This is a genomic window from Sellimonas intestinalis (assembly GCF_001280875.1).
GTDB lineage: Bacteria > Bacillota > Clostridia > Lachnospirales > Lachnospiraceae > Sellimonas > Sellimonas intestinalis.
Genome location: NZ_LGAJ01000014.1, coordinates 82,334 through 100,779, shown reverse-complemented (window position 1 = coordinate 100,779; position 18,446 = coordinate 82,334). Strand labels below are relative to the sequence as shown.

General features: G+C 47.2%; 19 protein-coding genes. 3 read left to right on the top strand and 16 right to left on the bottom strand.

The window, feature by feature from the left end; all coding sequences use genetic code 11:
* From AOA56_RS13055 to AOA56_RS13000, 12 genes are all read right to left on the bottom strand, one after another.
* Positions 1 to 948 (bottom strand): hydantoinase/oxoprolinase family protein (locus tag AOA56_RS13055; RefSeq protein ID WP_278277153.1); only part of this gene is annotated, 948 nt, incomplete at its 3' end.
* 25 nt (positions 949 to 973) lie between these two features.
* The gene (locus AOA56_RS13050) at positions 974 to 2,323 is read right to left on the bottom strand and encodes a hypothetical protein (RefSeq protein WP_053769836.1); all 1,350 of its coding nucleotides are present in this window, start codon (positions 2,321 to 2,323) and stop codon (positions 974 to 976) included.
* A 322-nt stretch (positions 2,324 to 2,645) separates the two neighbouring features.
* Positions 2,646 to 3,596 carry a PH domain-containing protein gene (locus AOA56_RS16050; RefSeq protein ID WP_053769835.1) on the bottom strand — a complete coding sequence of 317 codons (951 nt, stop codon included), beginning with the start codon at positions 3,594 to 3,596 and terminating at the stop codon, positions 2,646 to 2,648.
* Between the two features lie 15 nt (positions 3,597 to 3,611).
* Positions 3,612 to 4,031: a DUF3887 domain-containing protein gene (locus tag AOA56_RS13040; protein ID WP_053769834.1), complete on the bottom strand. Its 420-nt coding sequence runs from the start codon at positions 4,029 to 4,031 to the stop codon at positions 3,612 to 3,614.
* On the bottom strand, positions 4,028 to 5,353 hold the full coding sequence (locus tag AOA56_RS13035) for a sensor histidine kinase (RefSeq protein ID WP_024731591.1): 1,326 nt from the start codon (positions 5,351 to 5,353) through the stop codon (positions 4,028 to 4,030). Before AOA56_RS13035 ends, AOA56_RS13040 begins: the two co-directional genes overlap by 4 nt.
* A 10-nt stretch (positions 5,354 to 5,363) precedes the next feature.
* Entirely contained in the window at positions 5,364 to 6,065 is a 702-nt protein-coding gene (locus AOA56_RS13030; RefSeq protein WP_053769833.1) for a LytR/AlgR family response regulator transcription factor, read from the bottom strand.
* Between the two features lie 194 nt (positions 6,066 to 6,259).
* Complete coding sequence (locus tag AOA56_RS13025) at positions 6,260 to 8,902, bottom strand: FtsX-like permease family protein (protein ID WP_053769832.1); 2,643 nt, start codon at positions 8,900 to 8,902, stop codon at positions 6,260 to 6,262.
* Positions 8,903 to 8,944: 42 nt separating this feature from the next.
* The gene (locus AOA56_RS13020) at positions 8,945 to 9,970 is read right to left on the bottom strand and encodes a threonine aldolase family protein (protein ID WP_053769831.1); all 1,026 of its coding nucleotides are present in this window, start codon (positions 9,968 to 9,970) and stop codon (positions 8,945 to 8,947) included.
* 72 nt (positions 9,971 to 10,042) lie between these two features.
* Positions 10,043 to 10,735, bottom strand: coding sequence for an LrgB family protein (locus tag AOA56_RS13015; RefSeq protein WP_024731587.1), 693 nt, complete (start codon positions 10,733 to 10,735; stop codon positions 10,043 to 10,045).
* Position 10,736: 1 nt separating this feature from the next.
* Positions 10,737 to 11,099, bottom strand: coding sequence for a CidA/LrgA family protein (locus AOA56_RS13010; protein ID WP_024731586.1), 363 nt, complete (start codon positions 11,097 to 11,099; stop codon positions 10,737 to 10,739).
* Between the two features lie 23 nt (positions 11,100 to 11,122).
* Positions 11,123 to 12,247 carry a DUF3810 domain-containing protein gene (locus AOA56_RS13005; protein WP_053769830.1) on the bottom strand — a complete coding sequence of 375 codons (1,125 nt, stop codon included), beginning with the start codon at positions 12,245 to 12,247 and terminating at the stop codon, positions 11,123 to 11,125.
* Positions 12,195 to 12,638 carry a riboflavin kinase gene (locus tag AOA56_RS13000; RefSeq protein WP_048620556.1) on the bottom strand — a complete coding sequence of 148 codons (444 nt, stop codon included), beginning with the start codon at positions 12,636 to 12,638 and terminating at the stop codon, positions 12,195 to 12,197. Before AOA56_RS13000 ends, AOA56_RS13005 begins: the two co-directional genes overlap by 53 nt.
* A gap of 298 nt (positions 12,639 to 12,936) precedes the next feature.
* On the opposite strand from AOA56_RS13000, the gene AOA56_RS12995 reads away from it, so the two are divergent.
* Entirely contained in the window at positions 12,937 to 14,094 is a 1,158-nt protein-coding gene (locus tag AOA56_RS12995; RefSeq protein ID WP_053769829.1) for an SAM-dependent methyltransferase, read from the top strand.
* A gap of 4 nt (positions 14,095 to 14,098) precedes the next feature.
* Here the strand turns inward: AOA56_RS12995 and AOA56_RS12990 are convergent, their stop codons facing one another.
* Complete coding sequence (locus AOA56_RS12990) at positions 14,099 to 14,542, bottom strand: prepilin peptidase (RefSeq protein WP_162224707.1); 444 nt, start codon at positions 14,540 to 14,542, stop codon at positions 14,099 to 14,101.
* A gap of 239 nt (positions 14,543 to 14,781) precedes the next feature.
* Here AOA56_RS12990 and AOA56_RS12985 point away from each other — a divergent pair, with 239 nt between their 5' ends.
* Together AOA56_RS12985 and AOA56_RS12980 are read left to right on the top strand one after the other, a co-directional pair.
* Positions 14,782 to 15,174: a DUF4430 domain-containing protein gene (locus AOA56_RS12985; RefSeq protein ID WP_024731581.1), complete on the top strand. Its 393-nt coding sequence runs from the start codon at positions 14,782 to 14,784 to the stop codon at positions 15,172 to 15,174.
* On the top strand, positions 15,174 to 15,677 hold the full coding sequence (locus tag AOA56_RS12980; RefSeq protein WP_053769827.1) for a hypothetical protein: 504 nt from the start codon (positions 15,174 to 15,176) through the stop codon (positions 15,675 to 15,677). The genes AOA56_RS12985 and AOA56_RS12980 overlap by 1 nt, the downstream gene beginning before the upstream one ends.
* A 221-nt stretch (positions 15,678 to 15,898) precedes the next feature.
* Here AOA56_RS12980 and AOA56_RS12975 read toward each other — a convergent pair whose 3' ends face one another.
* From AOA56_RS12975 to AOA56_RS12965, 3 genes are all read right to left on the bottom strand, one after another.
* Entirely contained in the window at positions 15,899 to 16,174 is a 276-nt protein-coding gene (locus AOA56_RS12975; protein ID WP_152334142.1) for a hypothetical protein, read from the bottom strand.
* A 233-nt stretch (positions 16,175 to 16,407) separates the two neighbouring features.
* Positions 16,408 to 17,073, bottom strand: coding sequence for a potassium channel family protein (locus tag AOA56_RS12970; RefSeq protein ID WP_024731578.1), 666 nt, complete (start codon positions 17,071 to 17,073; stop codon positions 16,408 to 16,410).
* Positions 17,074 to 17,101: 28 nt separating this feature from the next.
* Entirely contained in the window at positions 17,102 to 18,406 is a 1,305-nt protein-coding gene (locus AOA56_RS12965; protein WP_024731577.1) for a TrkH family potassium uptake protein, read from the bottom strand.
* Positions 18,407 to 18,446 lie beyond the last annotated feature (40 nt).

Here is an 18,446-nt window from a genome sequence, read left to right as displayed (position 1 = left end):
ATGAAAGTGTCCGCATAAGGAAGTAATGTATGTCCGGTGTCCGCCAACGACAGAGTAATCGATGGCAGGGCGGCCATCCTTAATCACACCGATATTGGTCGTCGTTCCACCAACCTCAAAGTACACACCATTGGAGGCTCGCAGGTACATGAGAGATCCCATAACAGATGCTGCCGGTCCGGAAAGCATGGTCAGTACGGGACGTTTCTTCATCTCGTTGATCTCCATAACACCACCATCACCACGCATGATCATCAGTGGCACTTCCACGCCTGCCGCACGGACACTTGCCTCGGTAGAATTCGCTGTGTTAAGCATCTTCGGGAGGATGCTGGCATTGATCGCCGCCGTTCTTGTCCGTCTCGTGAGTCCGTAGAGCTTGGTGATATCAGACGCCATGCTGGTCTCCATTCCCATTTCTTTTTTCGTCACTTCGTAAACCGCTTTCTCACTGCTCATATCATCTACGCCGAACGCCTCGGACGCTACGATAACTTCCGCGCCTTCTCGCTTCATATCTTCCGCCGCTTTTTTGATGGAATCATGGTTTAAGTCTTGTTCCTTTATGAAACGGCTTGTAATCTCAATTTTCCTTCCGGATCCAAGATCAATGTCTTTGAGTTTTGTCTGAGCTTTTGCCAGGAATCCTTCCAAACCGCCTCTTGCGGATGCTACAATTCCGACTTTTGCCACATCTCCTTCGATAAGGGCGTTGGTTGCCTGTGTCGTACTGTGAGCGACGAACACTACATCCTTCGGATCAATATTATTTTCTTTCAGACAGTTTTCAAATGCCTGCACAACTCCGGCCGCCACACCCTTTTCATCATCGTGCGTCGTCTTGACAGAGGACTTTCCGATGATCTGCTGGGTAGCATTGTCGATTGCCACTGCTTTTGTATGTGTACCACCGACGTCAATTCCCATTCTGACTTTTCTTCTTTCCATATTTGTGATTCCTCCATCCATGATCCTAACCGAACATCAAGTAAACCATTGCCTGAAGGATGATGCAGATCATCCATCCGGATACTGCACTGAGCTTCAGGAAATCCTTTGTAGCAACCTTCGTGTAGTTTACACCCCATACGATCCAAGACTGTGTAATACAGCAGGATACATTCATAACCGTACTAGGTATGATAATCAGCGGCGCAAGGTATGCTGTGGAAAATCCGATTCCTTTCAGAATACCAAGTGTTGCCGCGCCGCATCCGAATAAGGTGAGCGGCCCACGAAACATTCCGATCGGAGCCAGAACCGCAAATACAATACTGATGACCAGCGTATTGTTCGGGATAATTCCTCCAAGCAAAGCGTTGAAATACGGGACACAGAGTTCTGCCGCCTTGTTAAAGATCGGAAGTACGAGCAGAAATCCTACCAGCGGAGCGGTATCTACCACGCCGTCGAAGAAATCTTTATTAATCATCCGGCAGGTCTGCCCCCAATTCTTGATCTTCTTGCAGGTAACGAGTGCGTAAAGACTTCCGATAATAAATCCAAGGATAATCGGAACTTTGAACACAATCAAAAGCACAACCGGGATAATCGGGGAAATCAAAGAGATTCCCGGAGCGTTATCCCCTCTTCTGTTCTTCTTTACCGGAACGGTTGCCGCCCAGGTATGTACTTTTTTCTGCCTGGATAGTACCAATACCATCACGATAATAAATGCCACCTGAATGAGAAGTGCATAGATCCCCCAGGATGTATGCTGTTCATAAGAATAGAGTGTCTTTCCATTTTCATCAAGGAAGAATGCAGAGTACTGTCCGTATAGTACCGGGTTGACAAACATTCCGGCGCCGACGCTCATCATAAACGCACAGGTTGCAAGTACCTTCGGGATTCCAAGGGACATAAAAATGGGAAGTACAATAACTCCGATTGCTACGACTGCTCCTGCCCCGAATATAGAGGAGAAGCATGCGGTTGTCACGACACAAAGCAGAATACAGGTCAGTGCCGGTTTGTCTCCGCCAAGCTCTGTCGTTGTACGAATCAGGGTAGAAGCGATTCCCGTGTTCATCAGGACACGTCCGAACCATGCGCCAAAGATGACGTTTACAAGTGTCGCTCCCCATCCTTCCGGACCACTCTGAAACGTCTTTTCCAGTGCCTCAATCCAGGTAATACTTACTGCATCTTTATTAGCCGCAATGAAATCCGGGTTGGTAGCGAATGTATTTCCGATCATTGGGAGTACTGTCCAGATGACGCCCATCACGAAAATGCCTAGCATTAGATTTCCTCCGCGTACTGCATAAACAACCAGTCCGAAGAAGGAAACCAATAACAAAATTCCAATTACATATTCCATAAATGCCTCCTGTTATTCTTTTGTTTTCTTTTCCTATCCGTTCTCTCTTTCTAAAAGCGCTTTCATATTTCCGATTATATCGTTTATACAAATAAAGTCAATATTTTCACTCGTTTTCTCAGCATTTTGTCATTTTACATAATTTAATTATTAATTTTTTGTAAAAATTTTTGAACTTCTTTTTCCAAAAATATGAAAGCGCTTTCATATTTATTGTTCAAAATAACCGAAGGCAAAGAAAATCACGGGACGGTCAAGACCGTCCCGTGATTTTCTTCCTGTCAGTTTACTTTTGCTCAGATTCTGAATTTAAGTATTTTTACTAAAAGATACCAGCCCTGCGGTATACTTCCTCGATAAATGCTTTCTTCTCCTTCACTGCCACGAGCACGTCATCACCAGATGAAGTGTGGATGTAGATCCGGTCAAAAGACATTGCGAGAGAAGAAAGCGGATTATGCGTCTCTTCCAAAAGCTCAATGTTACTATAGCGGATCCGCTTTTTGATAAGACCAAATACAATCAGAAGTTCCTGCTCTCCAAGAAGAATATAGTTCCTGAAACACATCGGCACCATCAGAAGATCCACTATAACAAGTACCATCAGTACAATGACGATCTCTATCATACTTTCCTTTCCCTGATTTAAACTTGAAAAAACGGCCCAGAGCATCATGACATTGACAAAAATGACCAATGCCCGCGCCCACAGATCCACTTTCCCCTGGAATTTCATGTCCGGAATTCCATGAGTGTCGTCCTCCCGTACCGGTCTTTTTTTCTCCTTTGCGTACCCTGTTCTGTTCCGAAATTCTTCCATCCTTTTAGCATCATGCTTCTGGCTGATTACAATCACCGCCATCAAAACCGCCACCAACACAAAGGCTACTGCAATAAAATATTTTCCCAGCTTTCCAAACCCGATTGTACCGACGGTAATCCATCCGAAAATAACCGCGATCACAGGGCCGGTGAGGACAATACAGTTCCGATTTATCATCACCGGTAATCCTGTCTTGATCGTAGACTTTACCGCCTGATGAAGCGCCACCTGGTCTATGAGCATCACGACCACTTGGACAAGAAACGGTCCCAAAATACTCGTTTTCCCTCCCCATGCATCCGGCTGTCCAAACAGCCCATAGTGGGTCGGGACGATGTCCGGGATCCGGCTCCACATGGCTGCCAGATAGACGCCCACCCCGATGGTAATAACCCACATGACAAGCGATGCCACAATCTCTATTTTCCTGTAATGTCTGAATGTCGTCATAATGGATCCCTCCTTTTATTTGATATAGAATCCGACACAGTTCATCTCTGTATCAAAAGAAATCGTAAACTGTGCCTTACCCTCCTCGAATTTTGCTATGACAATAGCAAGCGCGTATTCGGTTCCCGTATCCTTGTCTTTCTGACTGCTGACATTGGTGCCGTTAATCTTTTCAAACTCTCCCAGCGGCTCGATAGTTCCCTCGATCCCGGCAGTAATCTGCTCCTCTGTGACCTGCGCCTTTAACAGATCGCTTAATAAACCGTACGCCTCGCTGATTTTACCGGTACACGAAAGGGTCGCGACCTTTTCCGCCTGCTTTTCCACCTGGTTTTCGTCAAATTTGTCGGAAAGTCTGGATGTGCATCCAACGGCCAGAAATGCCGTCAAAACGAACACCAGAACGATTCCCAAAATCGGTTTGATTGTTCTCATACTTCTTCCCTTCTTTCTACTATTGGTATGGTAATACTCGTCTGATAACCTTCCTGGATACGGCTGACCTGCATTGTCCCGCCATAGGCTTCCACCACATGACGGACATTAACGAGCCCCAGTCCTGCATGGCCTTTTCTCGTCTTCGGCTTTGCCGGACAGGAGTTCCTCAGACAGATCACAAGGAATTCCCTTGCCTTCTCCACCTTGAGGAAAAGATACCGCTCATCTTTTGTATCAGCGATCGCCTCTCTTGCATTATCCAGCAAGTTGGTAAAAATCGTCGTCACGTCAATATCCTTCAGAAACGAAAGATCCGCCGTCCCGATCTCAATGTGGAGTCTTGCTCCCTTCATCTCCTGCATATTCAGCTTCTCATTGAGAATCAGGTTCAGCATCCGGTGATCTGTATATGTGACCCTCTCCAGGCTTCTCAGCATCCCGCCAATATCCTGGCAGTAAGCGTCCGCCGCTTCCAGATCTCCTGAATGGTACAGCTCTCCTATCATCTGGATGTGATTTTTCACATCGTGGATGACTTTGCGGGATGCCTGGTACTTTTCCTCCAGCTCCTGATATTGGTGCATCATCATCTGACGTTGCTGCTCATAGAGCTTCAAGCCTAAATTTTTCTTCTGCTGCTCCATCATGTAGCCAAACAGATAGGTCACCAGCAGATGCAGTAGAACAATCCCAAAAGCGATCACAGCAATGCTGCTGTATCCATAGATGAGCATCAGAGTGTCCCCTCCAAGATAGAGCCCGAAAAGAAGTCCCAGCATCAGGAACGGAAACACGAGAAAAATCATCGTCTGCCCCTTTGTCAGGAGCACCTGGTCCTTTCCCCGGAAAACCTTTACAAAGTATCGTGAGATTAGAATGTACTCTGCAGCCAGAATCAGATAAATCGCTGAACGCCATAGAAAATACCATTCTCCGACTTTCATCGCTACAGCGGAACCAAATCCGAACCACAGAAGCTGTAAAAGCAGTGTAAAGATCAGATAACTCCCGAAGACCGCCATGGCGAACAGCAGCGTCTCCACAATCCCCGTCCTGCTCCGCTGATAGGCTCCCACAGACAAAATGATTAAAATTACCATTCCTGTCCCCGCGTAAAGGAGCGCATGTTCCTGCCAAAGCGAGAGTACCGAGCTTAAAAACAGAAGAAGCACTGTAAGTGCCCTAAACATCCCCGGGATTTCATCCGCCCTGTGGTTTCGTTTCAGGAAATACCACGCCGCATAGCTGTAACCTGTACAGTAAGCCGCTCCTGACAGACCGAGGATCGCCCGTTCCAACATTGTATATCCAATTTCCATTTCCTTTCCCTCACATTCGTCCCGCCAGAAAGAGACCCAACTCCTCCCGGAAGCTCTTCCCTTTTTTCTGGGACAGTGGAACAATGCTTCCGTCCATCAGTGTGATATCATAACCCCGTATCCCCCGGACCTGATCCAGATTGACCACAAAGCTCTTGTGTGGCATCGCAAAGCCGTAAGGGCGCATCTTTTCCAGACATTCGCTGATTTTCTCCTGTTGTTCATAGACTCCCTCCCGTGTATGCACCTGAAGCATCCGGGAAGTATATTCAAAATAGTAAATATCCTCCACCGCAATCCGGATCCGCCCTGCCTTTGTGAACAGTTCTGCCATGGGACGCTCACTTTCCTTTTCCATATATTCCCTTGCCTCCTTGAGCTGCCGCTTGATGTCCGGCTCCTTGACCGGCTTTAAGAGATAACCAAACGCATGGACACCGAAAGCATATCCGGCGAAACCACCGTAATTTGTAATATAGATGATTTTCACCTTTTTATCACTCTTCCTGAGCGCCTTGGCTGTCTCGATCCCGTCAAGTCCCGGCATATCAATATCCAGAAACAGAATATCAAACGTCTTTCCGGAATTAAGAAGCGCTCTTCCATCGGAAAACACCTCTACTTCATACCTGTTTTCATCGCCATGCAGAATCATTTCTTTGATCTTCTCACTGACCAGTTTCTGATCGTCACAAACCGCGATTTGGATCATCCTCCCCCCCTCCTTTCCCCTTGTGCGTTCATTATAAGTCTCCTGTTTTCTATCTTCAAGACCCCTGTCACAAAAGAAAGAAAATCCCACACAAGAGACAGTTTCCTTTGCATTTCAAGGGCAGCATGGCAAAGCGCGAACCCAGAGGATACCTTTTCCTTTGGATTCGCGCTTTGTTGTTCGGCAAGAAAAGATTACTTCTGCTTTCCCATGCCCTTCCATATCTTTCTTTCCATATAGGTAAGCCAAATCTCCCACAAGAGATAATAGAAGATCGTAAAGACCACCGCCGCTATCGTATAGCGCAGGATATCATCCGGCTGATAAGACCGGTTCTCAAAGGTCAACAGCGCAAACACAGCTTCAACAACCACTCCGGCTGCTGCCGAAATCCAAAACGGCTTGTGTATCTGGCGGTGCATAAGTCTTTTTCTCTCCTTCTCTTTCATACCAAGTCGAAGAAGGAAGAGATCCTGTTCCCGTATGGCAGCCGCCTCACTCTCAGTCTTAGAGTAAATCTGGAAAAGACCGAAGACAAAGAGCAGCGCTGCCGCTACTGCCTGAATTGCCATATCTCCCACATTGAACTCCCTGACAGTCGTTATCATCTGATCCTTTGGATAGAGATTTCCGACCCGCTCATCAAACAAGCGATCGATAGGGTGATCCTCTTCCAAAAAGGACAGTGCCAATACCACATCGTCGTACTGCTCCTTTGGCACATCCCAAAGAATCAGATTCGTCGGTCCGTCTGTCAGATTGTCCTCGTGTTCCATCAGATATTGCTCCCTAGCCAGTTCTTCCTTCTCCCGAAGGATTGGCAGATTCTCCTCGTTTTTCTCCCTGATCTTTGTATATCCGCGCTCAAATTCCTCATCAGAAAATACAACCAGATGCTCCTGCTCTCCTTCTCCCAGCATCCCGATGAGAAGATCCCGCTCTCGCCCGGTCTCCTTATGTCCTTGGAAAAGCTCGTGCTTGCGGTCGACACTGTAATAGAAGAGAGGCTGTCCGAACCGGAGATAGTTTCCCGTTCTGGATCCGCTGTAATCCAGGCTCCGGGAAGGCATGGAAACATTCTGCTGGTAAACCGTGTAAATCTCTCCGTCTTTTAAGTCCAGGTCCTTAGACTTCTCTCCGAGCGCTTCTTTCAGCGACCGGTATGTATCCTCTGTGATCCCTATATAGGCCCCCTGTTCCGTATTTACTGACCGTTCATCCTGTTGCAAACTGCTGTTCCCACTGATGGAGCTGACTCTAACCATCGGATAAATCTGGACGTCGACATCATATGTATCCATGACCGCCTTCACCCGATCCATATCCTGATCGTATACCATACTCACAATATCGTACGGGAGCTGATCTGACGCCTGAGGCGTAATCACCGCCCCGATCAGAGGAACGCCCTCAAAAGAAAGCACGCATATATGTACGACCAGCATAACATAGATGCTCCAGCGATTCTTTTTGAACCGGTATCTCCACTCCTTCTTCCAAAGGATATTCCTAAGAAGCTTATCCTGATTTCCTGCGGCTTTTTTTACACTCCGAACCATACATCCGGTCAGAATCATAAACAAACCGATCGCCGCAAAAATATATCCAGCAATCCGGCCGTCCATGAATGTCATCGTATAGCATTTTTCCCCCAGTTCAAACACCCAAAGCCCAAAGATAATCCGCCTCCAAACAGCATTCGGAATCGTCTCTGCCTCTTTTTCCTCATAAAGCACCGTTGAATTTCCCATCCGAAGAATATTCTCCTGATTGAGCATCGTTGCAAACACCAGAATCAGCAAAAATCCGATTCCGCCCCATCCAAGTACTTCGATTGAGAAAAACGGCGGAAGCGCGATCCGGTCCTTTAATACATGCCGGATCAAAGTATACACAAGCCCTCCCGAACACAGACCGGTAACAGCCGAAAGAATCATACTGACGCCAAATTCCACCGCAAAGAGCAGATAGATGGTCCGGGTCCGAATCCCCAGAACCAAAAATGTCCGGTACTCCCGGTTACGCACTTTTGTATAGTTGGAAATCAGATTGTACATGAGAAGAACGCACAGAAAAATAATCATTACCGTGGCGCCCTGGAAAATCCCCTGGAGTCTTAAAAGCCACCGCGGAATCCCAGGTATCTGTGGTATCGCTCCTGCAGTGAGAAAGACTCCGAAAGAAACAATCAGAAAGATCGCCGTCAGGGCCCCGCCCACAATCAGAAGAATCCCATCGCTCATGCTCTCCCGGAAGTTCTCCCAGATAAGAATGGTGAGCTCTTTCGGATAACGTCCCGGGAAGTACAACGCTTTCTTTCTGCGAAGCTTTGCCTCCCTCTCCTGTCTCTTGACTTCGTGGTAAGCCGCAAGCTGTTCATACCACTCGTCCAGAAAGCGGAATCCCACATATTCAAAAAGGCTGGCGATGGAGACAAAAAGCAAAGGTACCAGTTGTTTTTGTTCCTCGTTCAATGGTGAATTGTTATTGACGCTCTCATAGACATTTGCCACAAGTATACAAACATTCAGGCTAAGAAACACCATCGCCCTGGAGGCCAGATCCAATATGTGAATCTTTTTTCCAAATACCATCAGAATCAGCCGAAGCAGATAGAGTACCCCCGCCAGAGTTACCGTAATATGACAGAGCGCCAGTGTAGGTCCTGCCGGTGACAGGATCCAGAAATCCATAAACGACTCTGCCCGGAACACCTGGATCCAGGCTCCGATCACAGAATACCGCTCCTCCCCTACCGGAAGGCGCCATATACCAAATATCAGTATTACCACCGCAAGTGACAATACGGCTCTCCAGATTTTTGCCGCCCGTTTCATCTTCTTTCCTCTCTTTCCCCTATATCTGCTCCAGTAGCGTTTCTAAAATGCCGCAAGCAGTTTTTCCAGATTTTCTTCTTTTGTAGCCCATGAAGTACAGATCCTGATCACCATATGGTTTTCGTCGTAACGCATCTCATGGTTGAACACAAATTGCTGTTCCAACTCCTGTAATTTCTGATCTTCCACTATCACAAACTGCTGGTTTGTAATACTATCGATGTAAAAGTGGTAACCCTTTTCCAGAAGTCCCTTTTTGAGCTTCATGGCAAGCCGGTCCGCATGGCGTCCCATCTCCATGTACAAATCATTCTCGAACATTGCCTGGAACTGAAGTCCGAGGAGACGGCCTTTCGCAAGCATACCGCCCTTTTGCTTCATCAGATAGCGAAAATCCTCCTTCATGGCGGGATGGTTAATGACCACACATTCTCCAAAAAGTGCCCCTACCTTGGTGCCCCCAATATAGAAAGCATCCGTCAACACCGCCAGATCGTGAAGAGTCACATCCGTCCCATCCGCCGCAAGTCCGTAAGCAAGTCTCGCCCCGTCCAGGAAAAGATACAATCCACATGCATCGCAGACATTCCGCAGATCCATAAGCTCCTGCTTCGTGTATAACGTACCAAGCTCCGTCGGATGGGAAATGTATACAAGCTTTGGCTGCACCATATGCTCGCGCGCCCCATCCGTCCAATGACTCTCATATGCCTTATTCACCTGCTTTGCGGTAATCTTTCCTTCCTGTCCTGGCATTGCAAGCACCTTGTGTCCACATGCTTCTACTGATCCGGTCTCATGCACATGAATATGCCCGGTTTCCGCACAAAGCGCTCCCTGATGAGGTCTGAGGGCCGCTGAAATCACTGTCAGATTTGTCTGGGTTCCCCCTACGAGAAAATGGACGTCCGCATCTTCTCTGCCTATGGCCTCCCGGATCCTCGCCCTTGCCTTCTCACAGTAGGGATCCTCTCCGTATCCCACACTTTGTTCCATATTTGTATCCACTAACTTCTTGAGAACTGCCGGATGTGCGCCCTCCACATAATCGTTTTGAAACATGATCATTGTCATTTCCTCCTATCCTTTCTATGTATCTTTTGCACCGCTCTTTGGTTTGCATACCATCTTTCCTTCTCCTTACAGAAACTGTGCAAAGAAGGATGCACCTATTACCGTCAAAAGTCCCGCCGTCACAATCGCCAGACTCCCCATGGCGCCCTCTACTTCTCCCATCTCCATAGCTTTGGCCGTCCCCATGGCATGAGATGCCGTCCCAAGAGCCAGCCCCTTTGCAACCGGGTGGCGGATCCTCAAAATTTTGAACAACCATTCTGACGTCATATCCCCGATCATTCCGGTCACACAGATAACCGCCACTGTGATGGCTGTGATTCCCCCCATCTCCTCGGAGACGCCCATTCCGATGGCCGTCGTGATCGACTTTGGAAGTAGGGTCACATACTGCTCATGGGTAAGCCCGAAAAGCTTTGATAAGAGCAGAATACTCACCAGGCTGGTCAGCACGCCCGCCAGGATGCCGCAAAGTACCGCCGCCAAATTATCTTTTAAAAGCTTGAACTGCTCATAGAGCGGCACCGCCAAGGCAACTGTCGCCGGCGTCAGAAAGTAGCTGATATATTTGGCGCTTGCATTATATGAATCGTACTCCACTCCGCTCACAGCCAGAAAGGCAATCAACACAATCGCGGTAATCAGGAGCGGATTGAGAATGGCAAGCTTATATCTGCGTTTGATCAGAAGCCCCACCTCGTAAAGCGCCAGACTGATCACCGGTCCGAAAAACAGCGACTGTTCAATAAAATCCTGCATCTTAGTTTTCGCTTCCTTTCTCCGTTTTCTCAATGACCTTTTGGGTCACAAGCCCGGTTGCTCCCATGACAAGGAGGGTGGTGACAAAGGTGATAACAATCACCGGAACGACCATCGGACGCAACTTCTCCCAGACAGTCATCAGCCCTACCGCCGCCGGGATAAACATGACCGGCATCAGTTCGATTAAGATAACCGCCGCTTCTTTTACCTGCGGGATGAGGATCGCCCCGGTCATCAGCGCCGCCATCATCAACACAAGCCCATATACACTGGCAGGAACCGGAAATGGCAGCAGCCAGCTCAGGATCTCGCCCAAAAGCGAAATCAGCAATATGATTAAAAACTGTCTCAATATTTTCATCTGTTTCTCCTGTTATTCTCTTCTTATTCCGCCAGAATATCCAGCACATAGACAACAAGCATGTCCACCATCTTGTCGTAACTTTTCACACCTTGTTCTTGCCCATTGGATTTTAAGTAAGCATCATTGATCTGGTTGGATACCTCGGCAATCTTCCCCTCATATTTCGCCCAGAATACGTCGTTTGCCGCAAGATCCCTCCGCGCGTTCTCCGGCAGCATCCCGTAGAGTTCTTCGTAAGAGGAAGGATCGTACTTCCAGAGTTGATTGGACGCATAGAGCCATCCGGAAAGCGCCGCACTGTAACGGAATTCCGGGGCGGCTGCGCGGCTGCAAGCAAGCCACGCAATGAAATTCGCCTCCTGCTCCTGCATAAATCCTTTCAAATGGGAAAGCTCATGGCACATAGTAAAAGGGATATTGTATGCCGTCATGTCGCTGTTATAATTCGCTTCTACGGTAAACGGAGAATAGATACCTGTCAGCGACTGAACCGATAAAAAGGCCGGGACAATCAATGATTTCGGCTGCGGATAATAACCCTTTAACTCCCGGTAGTCTTCCCCCAGCTCCTGCATGGCCCGAACCGCGTTTTTTCCGGCATCGGTGGAAAAGATCATCTCACCATCACTGTCCCGTGTGATCTGGGGCTCCGTCTCCTGCACTTTCTGGGCGAGCCACAGGCAAACATTTCTTAACTCCTCCACGGAATATTCTCTTGGCTGTATTCCACTTCGCTCTGCAAAAGATGTCGCTCGGTAATTGACGCCGCAATTAACGACATATAAAAAAGCGAGTACCGAGACTGTCCATAACAGTACTTTCGCGGCCCGCTTTGTCCGAAAGCGGTTCCAATTTTTATGAATCAAGGAAAGGATAATGTAAAGCATTCCCAGCACAAAAATTATCACGGTCAGGTACAGCCCAATCTCCGCCACAGACGTCGGCACCAGCCCGAAAACTCTCCCGAAAGCACCGGCTGATACCGGATAGAACCACGCCGCATACCAGTCGGCAAATCCGTCAATGTACACGGACGCCGCCATCAAAAGCATTGCCACCGCAAGAAGAAGGAGCGGAATCAGTACGCTCTTTTTAATTCTTCCTGCATTTCTCCTGGACCGCCGTCTTTTTATTCTTCTCTTCATTGTCATATCCTCCCGGAACTTTTTCCTCAAAGTATGCCAGCGTCCGGCGGATATCCTGATCCACCTGCTCTTTTACTGCCTCCAGGGACGGAAACTTCCGGATCCCCCGAAGAAAAATGTGAAACTCAATCGTCATCTCTCTTCCATAAAGATCCATGTCTTCGCCCGGTAGGAACGTTTCCACCGTCATCCTCGGATCGTCGTCCACCGATGGTCTCGTCCCCACATTGGTAACACCTGGATACCACTTGCCATCGATGCGGGCCCGCACCCCGTAGACTCCACGCTCCGGAAGCTTTGCCCCCTCGGCATAGTACAGGTTTGCCGTCGGCATCCCTACCTTTCTTCCATTTCCTTTTCCATGAATCACTGTACCTGTCAATGTATACAAAGCTGATCCTCCACCTGTCCAATTTCCTTCATAACGCTTATTATGACATTTTTCACCAGAGCAATCAAGTCTGACTTCTTTTTTCCTAATGATTCAGCCATGCGCTCTGAAATCACAAAATTCTGTCTCAAGCCACGAATCCGGGCCATGTGGCTGAATCGTTACTTTTCCCCCTTGCATTTCCTATGATGCAGGGTTAAAATAGCATACTGTAAATACAGCTCTGATCCATTTACAGGATCTGTTTTCTCACAACAAATCTTGAATTGGAAATGCTGTCGTAAAGGAGAATTGGCATATGGAAAACATACTGATTGCATTTTTACGAAAGTTTACAGATTATCCATTTCTTGTAAAGATGGATGGAAAAGAATACCTGATCGGAGAAGGGGAACCGACCTTTACAGTTGTATTCAAGGAACCGATTTCCAAGACAACACTTCTGACAAGCACCTCACTGGCTCTTGGCGAGGCCTACATGGACGGCGCCCTGGAGATTGAGGGAGATCTGTACTACGCACTTGACCACTTTCTTGGTCAGCTCGGCAAATTTTCAACCGATGAATCTGCATTAAAGAAACTGATGCACACTTCCCTCTCGAAGAAGAACCAGAAAGAGGAAGTCTCCTCCCACTACGATATCGGTAATGATTTTTATCGTCTCTGGCTCGATGAGACGATGAGCTATTCCTGCGGCTATTTCAAACACCCGGACGACACCCTCTATCAGGCCCAGGTCAATAAGGTAGACTATATTCTGAAAAAACTGCATTTAAAAAAAGGGATGGCGCTTCTGGATATTGGCTGCGGATGGGGCTATCTCCTTATCGAAGCGGCAAAAAAATACGGAGTTAAAGGAGTAGGTATCACTTTGAGCGCCGAGCAGTGCGCCGAATTCCGGCACCGAATCCAGGCAGAGGGCCTGGAGGACTCTCTGAAAGCAGAGCTCATGGACTACCGGGATCTTCCAAAGAGCGGCTATACCTTTGACCGTGTCGTCAGCGTCGGGATGCTAGAACATGTGGGACGGCCAAATTACCAGCTTTTTGTAGATTGTGTGAATGACGTTCTAAAAGATGGTGGAATCTTCCTATTACACTTCATCAGCGCACTCAAAGAACACCCCGGGGATCCGTGGATTAAAAAATATATCTTTCCCGGCGGTATGGTGCCAAGTCTCAGGGAAATGCTTTGCTGCCTTTCGGAAGACAATTTCCACACGCTGGACGTTGAGAATCTGAGACTGCATTATCATAAAACACTGCTTTGCTGGGCAAAAAATTTCCACAAACATCTGGAGGACGAACGAAAGATGTTCGACGAACGTTTTTTACGGATGTGGAATCTTTATCTGAATGCCTGCGCCGCCACATTCCACAACGGTATCATCGACATTCACCAGATTCTGCTCACCAAGGGCATTAACAACAGCCTCCCGATGGTGAGATGGTATTAGCTTTTTAATAGAAGAAAAAAGATAAGCTTTCCGCCGCAATACCTGCGGCTAAAAAGGGGCCAAGCGGAATGGCCTCTTCTTTTTTTCGCTTTTTCAGGACTGTCAGCCCCAGTCCAAAGAATCCGCCAAACACCAGGCCAAAAAAGAGAGCATACAGTCCCTTTTCAGGGCCAAGACATACTCCGGCGGCGGCCATTAGCTTAATATCCCCGCCGCCAAAAGACCCCTTTGCCAAAAGTGCTGCCACTAAAAGCGGAAGTCCACAGACAACCGCTCCTACCACCGCTTCGGAGACCGTAAGATCCGGCTCTGTCTGTCCCACAAGCGCCAGAAGTCCGCCTGCCAGAAGCAACAGAGGGTAACGGTTTGAGATCCTTCTGGTCTTCCAGTCCGAGACAGCTGCGCCTAAAATTACTGCCAGAAACAGGAATTCCCATATCAGACTCATCCTATCCCACCTTCCTTTCAGCCAGCGCATTGACATCTCCTGACAGACCATAAACCGGCAGGAAGAATCCACTTGATTTTTCTGATTGAATTATTAGCACAAAGTAAGGCAAATGTCAAATTTTTAGTCTATGCTCCACTGTTTCCAGTATCTGCTTTAAGGTATGACCTCCTTGACATTTTGGCGGACAGGGCTTACAATCAAACAGCAAAACTTTAGGAAAGGGATATAACTATACTATGAAAAAAAGAGCGATTGTCATATCAGCCATCTTACTTCTCATGCTCTTTATCGGCGCCTTTTTCCTTTACCGGAATTATCTTCCTAAGACAAAAGAGGGCGAAAAGAGCATTACTGTCACAGTCGTACATGGGGATGGTTCCAGTAAGGACTTTGACCTCCAGACTAACAGCGAGTATCTGCGCGAAGCACTGGAAGAGCAGGATCTGATTACAGGAACGGAAGGCGAGTACGGCCTTTTCATTACGGAAGTAGACGGCGAAACAGCCGACGACACCAGGCAGGAGTGGTGGTGCATCACCAAGGATGGGGAAAACGTAAATACCTCCGCAGACCAGACTCCTGTCGCAGATCAGGATCAATTTGAATTGACACTGAAAGAGGGCTATTAATGTCCCGGATCCATGTACATGAACTTCTTTTGATGGGAATTCTCACAGCATTGTTATTTATAGGACAGGTATTTCTTGCCTTTCTACCAAATATCGAGATTGTGAGTTTTCTCATTATCCTCTATACACTGGTTTTCGGCAGAAAAGTATTCCTGATGATTTACACGTTTATACTTCTGGAAGGGATTCTATACGGATTTGGTCTCTGGTGGTTTCAGTATCTCTATCTCTGGAGCATCCTTGCGGCAACGGTACTGCTGCTGCGCCGTTTTAACCACTTTCTCTTCTGGAGTGTAATATCCGGATTTTTCGGACTGGCTTTCGGAGCCCTCTGTGCCATTCCTTACGTCTTCCTCAGCGGCCCGGACGCCGCTTTTGCCTACTGGATAGCGGGAATTCCTTTTGACCTTCTGCACTGTCTGGGGAATCTGATCGTATGCTGTATTCTTTTCCGGCCGGTTTACGCCATTTTATCAAAGCTTTCCCGGCAATATCATTCATAGTTTTGCTTTACATCAGCTAAATCTTCATATTTGATTAAGAAATTTTCGTTTTCTTTTATGAACTGCACATATTTTAGACATATTTTCTGGTTATACTATAAGTCAGATAGTTGATGAACAATCACTATCTCCCCCCTCATAAAGTAGGCACATAAAAGTGCCGCACTTTACTCTCATTCCTTTAGATAACTTATAAACGCGAACACCCGTTAGCTACTTGGTTAACGGGTGTTCGTGTTTTTACTCTGTTTCCATCTCATAAATCTCTGTTTTATGAAATACTGCCCTCTGGTGTTTCTTCGTTTCTGGTAACCTGCCAGTACCAAAAGCAAAAGCAGGCAGCACCACGCAAGCTTTCCGCTCATTATTCCAGCCTTCTTACCTGCAAAAACCCCATGAACGAGGGACGTCATAAAAATCAGAATTCCATAGACTGCATGAGGCTTCAATATGACCTGTACTATCTTATTTCCTTTTAATGCACGATTCTTTTTCATGGGTGCCAACATACATAATACAAGTAAAATAAAAGAGATCAGACTCATCAGTTTTTTTCAATCAGCATAAATCCTCCTGTTGGTTTTGGTTAGTCATAACCAACTAAGTTTACACCAATTTGACAGAACTGTGAAGTTCTGATTTCTGATCTCTTTCCATTCTTTATTTCCGCCCGGTTCCCGGGATTTCCAATGCTTCTTTCACCAGACCCTCTTCACGCCGGCCAAAAAACTTATAACTGATCTTCAAATTTATCAATAGCGTCCACTTTTCCGATTACAGAAATGATATCTCCCTCCCAGAGGCGATCCTCCGGATGAATTTCAATCGTAGTCTTGTGATTCCGTTCGATAGCAATAATATTGAGCTGATAATTTCTCCGCAGAGCCAGCTCCTCGATACTGCGTCCATTTGCACTTCCGGACACCTGAACCTGACGGATCTCCACACTGTCATCCAAGGACAGGAAATCCATAAAGCTGTTAGAGACAAGTTTCTTCCCGAGCAGATAGGCCATATCCTTCTCCGGGTAAACGACCTCCGCTCCCAGTTTTTTGAGGACCGCTCCCTGCTCTGTCGTCAACGCCTTGGAAATGACTCTCGGTACTCCCATATCGATCACCGTCATCGTTGTCAAAATCCCGACACCCATATTTTCGCCGATACATACAATGACAACATCACAGTTTTGAATTCCTGCCTCCCTGAGAGACTCCTCATTAAGATCACTCGTCACAAAAGCCAGATCCGTATACTGCCTGATCTCTCTTACCTTACTTTCACACTCGTCGAGTACAATGACTTCTTTTCCGGCCTTTGCAAGCGTTACTGCAAGTGCCATTCCAAAACGCCCCAGTCCGATCACCCCAAATGAATTTGCCGTTGGTTTCTTTTTCATATCTGATTATCCTTTCTTATCCAAATGTTTATCCGATCGCAATCGTCTCTTCTGTGTATCGGATCATCTTTTCCGGTCGCTCAATCCACATTGAGATCAGCGTCATCGCTCCCAGACGTCCGATAAACATGACCAAAATAATCACCAGTTTCCCTGCCCCACTCAAATCCGGCGTGATTCCCGTGGAAAGTCCTACGGTACCAAATGCCGAGATCACTTCAAATAACAGCTGTATAAACTGAAATTCCGGCTCTAACACGCACAGCAAAAAGGTTGCCACAATCACAACCAGAGCGGACAACATGGAAATCGCATACGCCTTGCTGACATTCTGACTGGAGATGCTTCTTTTAAACGCGCCCACTGCCTGTTTGGAGAACATACTCCTTGTAGATTGTGCAAGTACAAAAAATGTACTCGTCTTGATACCGCCCCCGGTGGAACCCGGCGACGCCCCAATAAACATCAGAACACAAAGGACAAACAGTCCCGCATTTGTGAATTCTCCGATCGAATAGGTGGAGAACCCCGCTGTTCTCGCGGAAATGCTATGAAAAAAAGCCCCCATCCAGGAAATGTGTTCTGTAAATTTTAAGAGTACTGTTCCAAGAACAATCAATACTATACTTGTCGTCAGGACTACCTTGGAATGGAGAGCAAGCTTCCGGAAGTTCCTTCGTTTCAGTACATCCATGATGACCAGGAAACCAATCCCCCCAAAGAAAATCAACGTACATGTCGTCAAGTTTAATAAAATATTGTCCTGGTAAGGAGTCAGATTCCGAAGACCTCCCAGGATATCAAATCCGGAATTATTAAAGGCTGCAACGGAATGAAACACACTAATCCCAAGCGCATGGAGTGGAGCATAGTCTTGAACAAATACGATAAAACTTAACACCGCACCTGCTGTTTCAAAACATACCGTAGTAATCAAAATTGCTTTTACGAGCTTTACAAGCCCTCCATAAGAGTCCACGTTCAGCGCCTCTTTGACAAGTGTTCTGCCGCGAAGTCCCACTTTTCGTCCCGCCGCGATCATAATACCGACGCCAACGGATGTGACGCCAAGTCCCCCAATCTGAATCAAAAGAGCCACAATTGCCTGCCCAAGAGCTGTAAAATGATCCGCCGTATCAATGGCGATCAAGCCCGTCACACAGACTGCACTGGTAGACGTAAACAGTGCGTCAATCACACTTACTTCCGCCCCGTCTTTCACCGAACATGGCAGAAGAAGCAAAAAAGCCCCCAGCAAAATCACAACTGCAAATCCTGTCGTGATCAGACGTCCCGGCGGCTGGTACTTTAAAAATTCCACAAAATGCTTCATTTTCCTTTTCCCACTTTCCCCATTATTTTGTCTGTTTTTT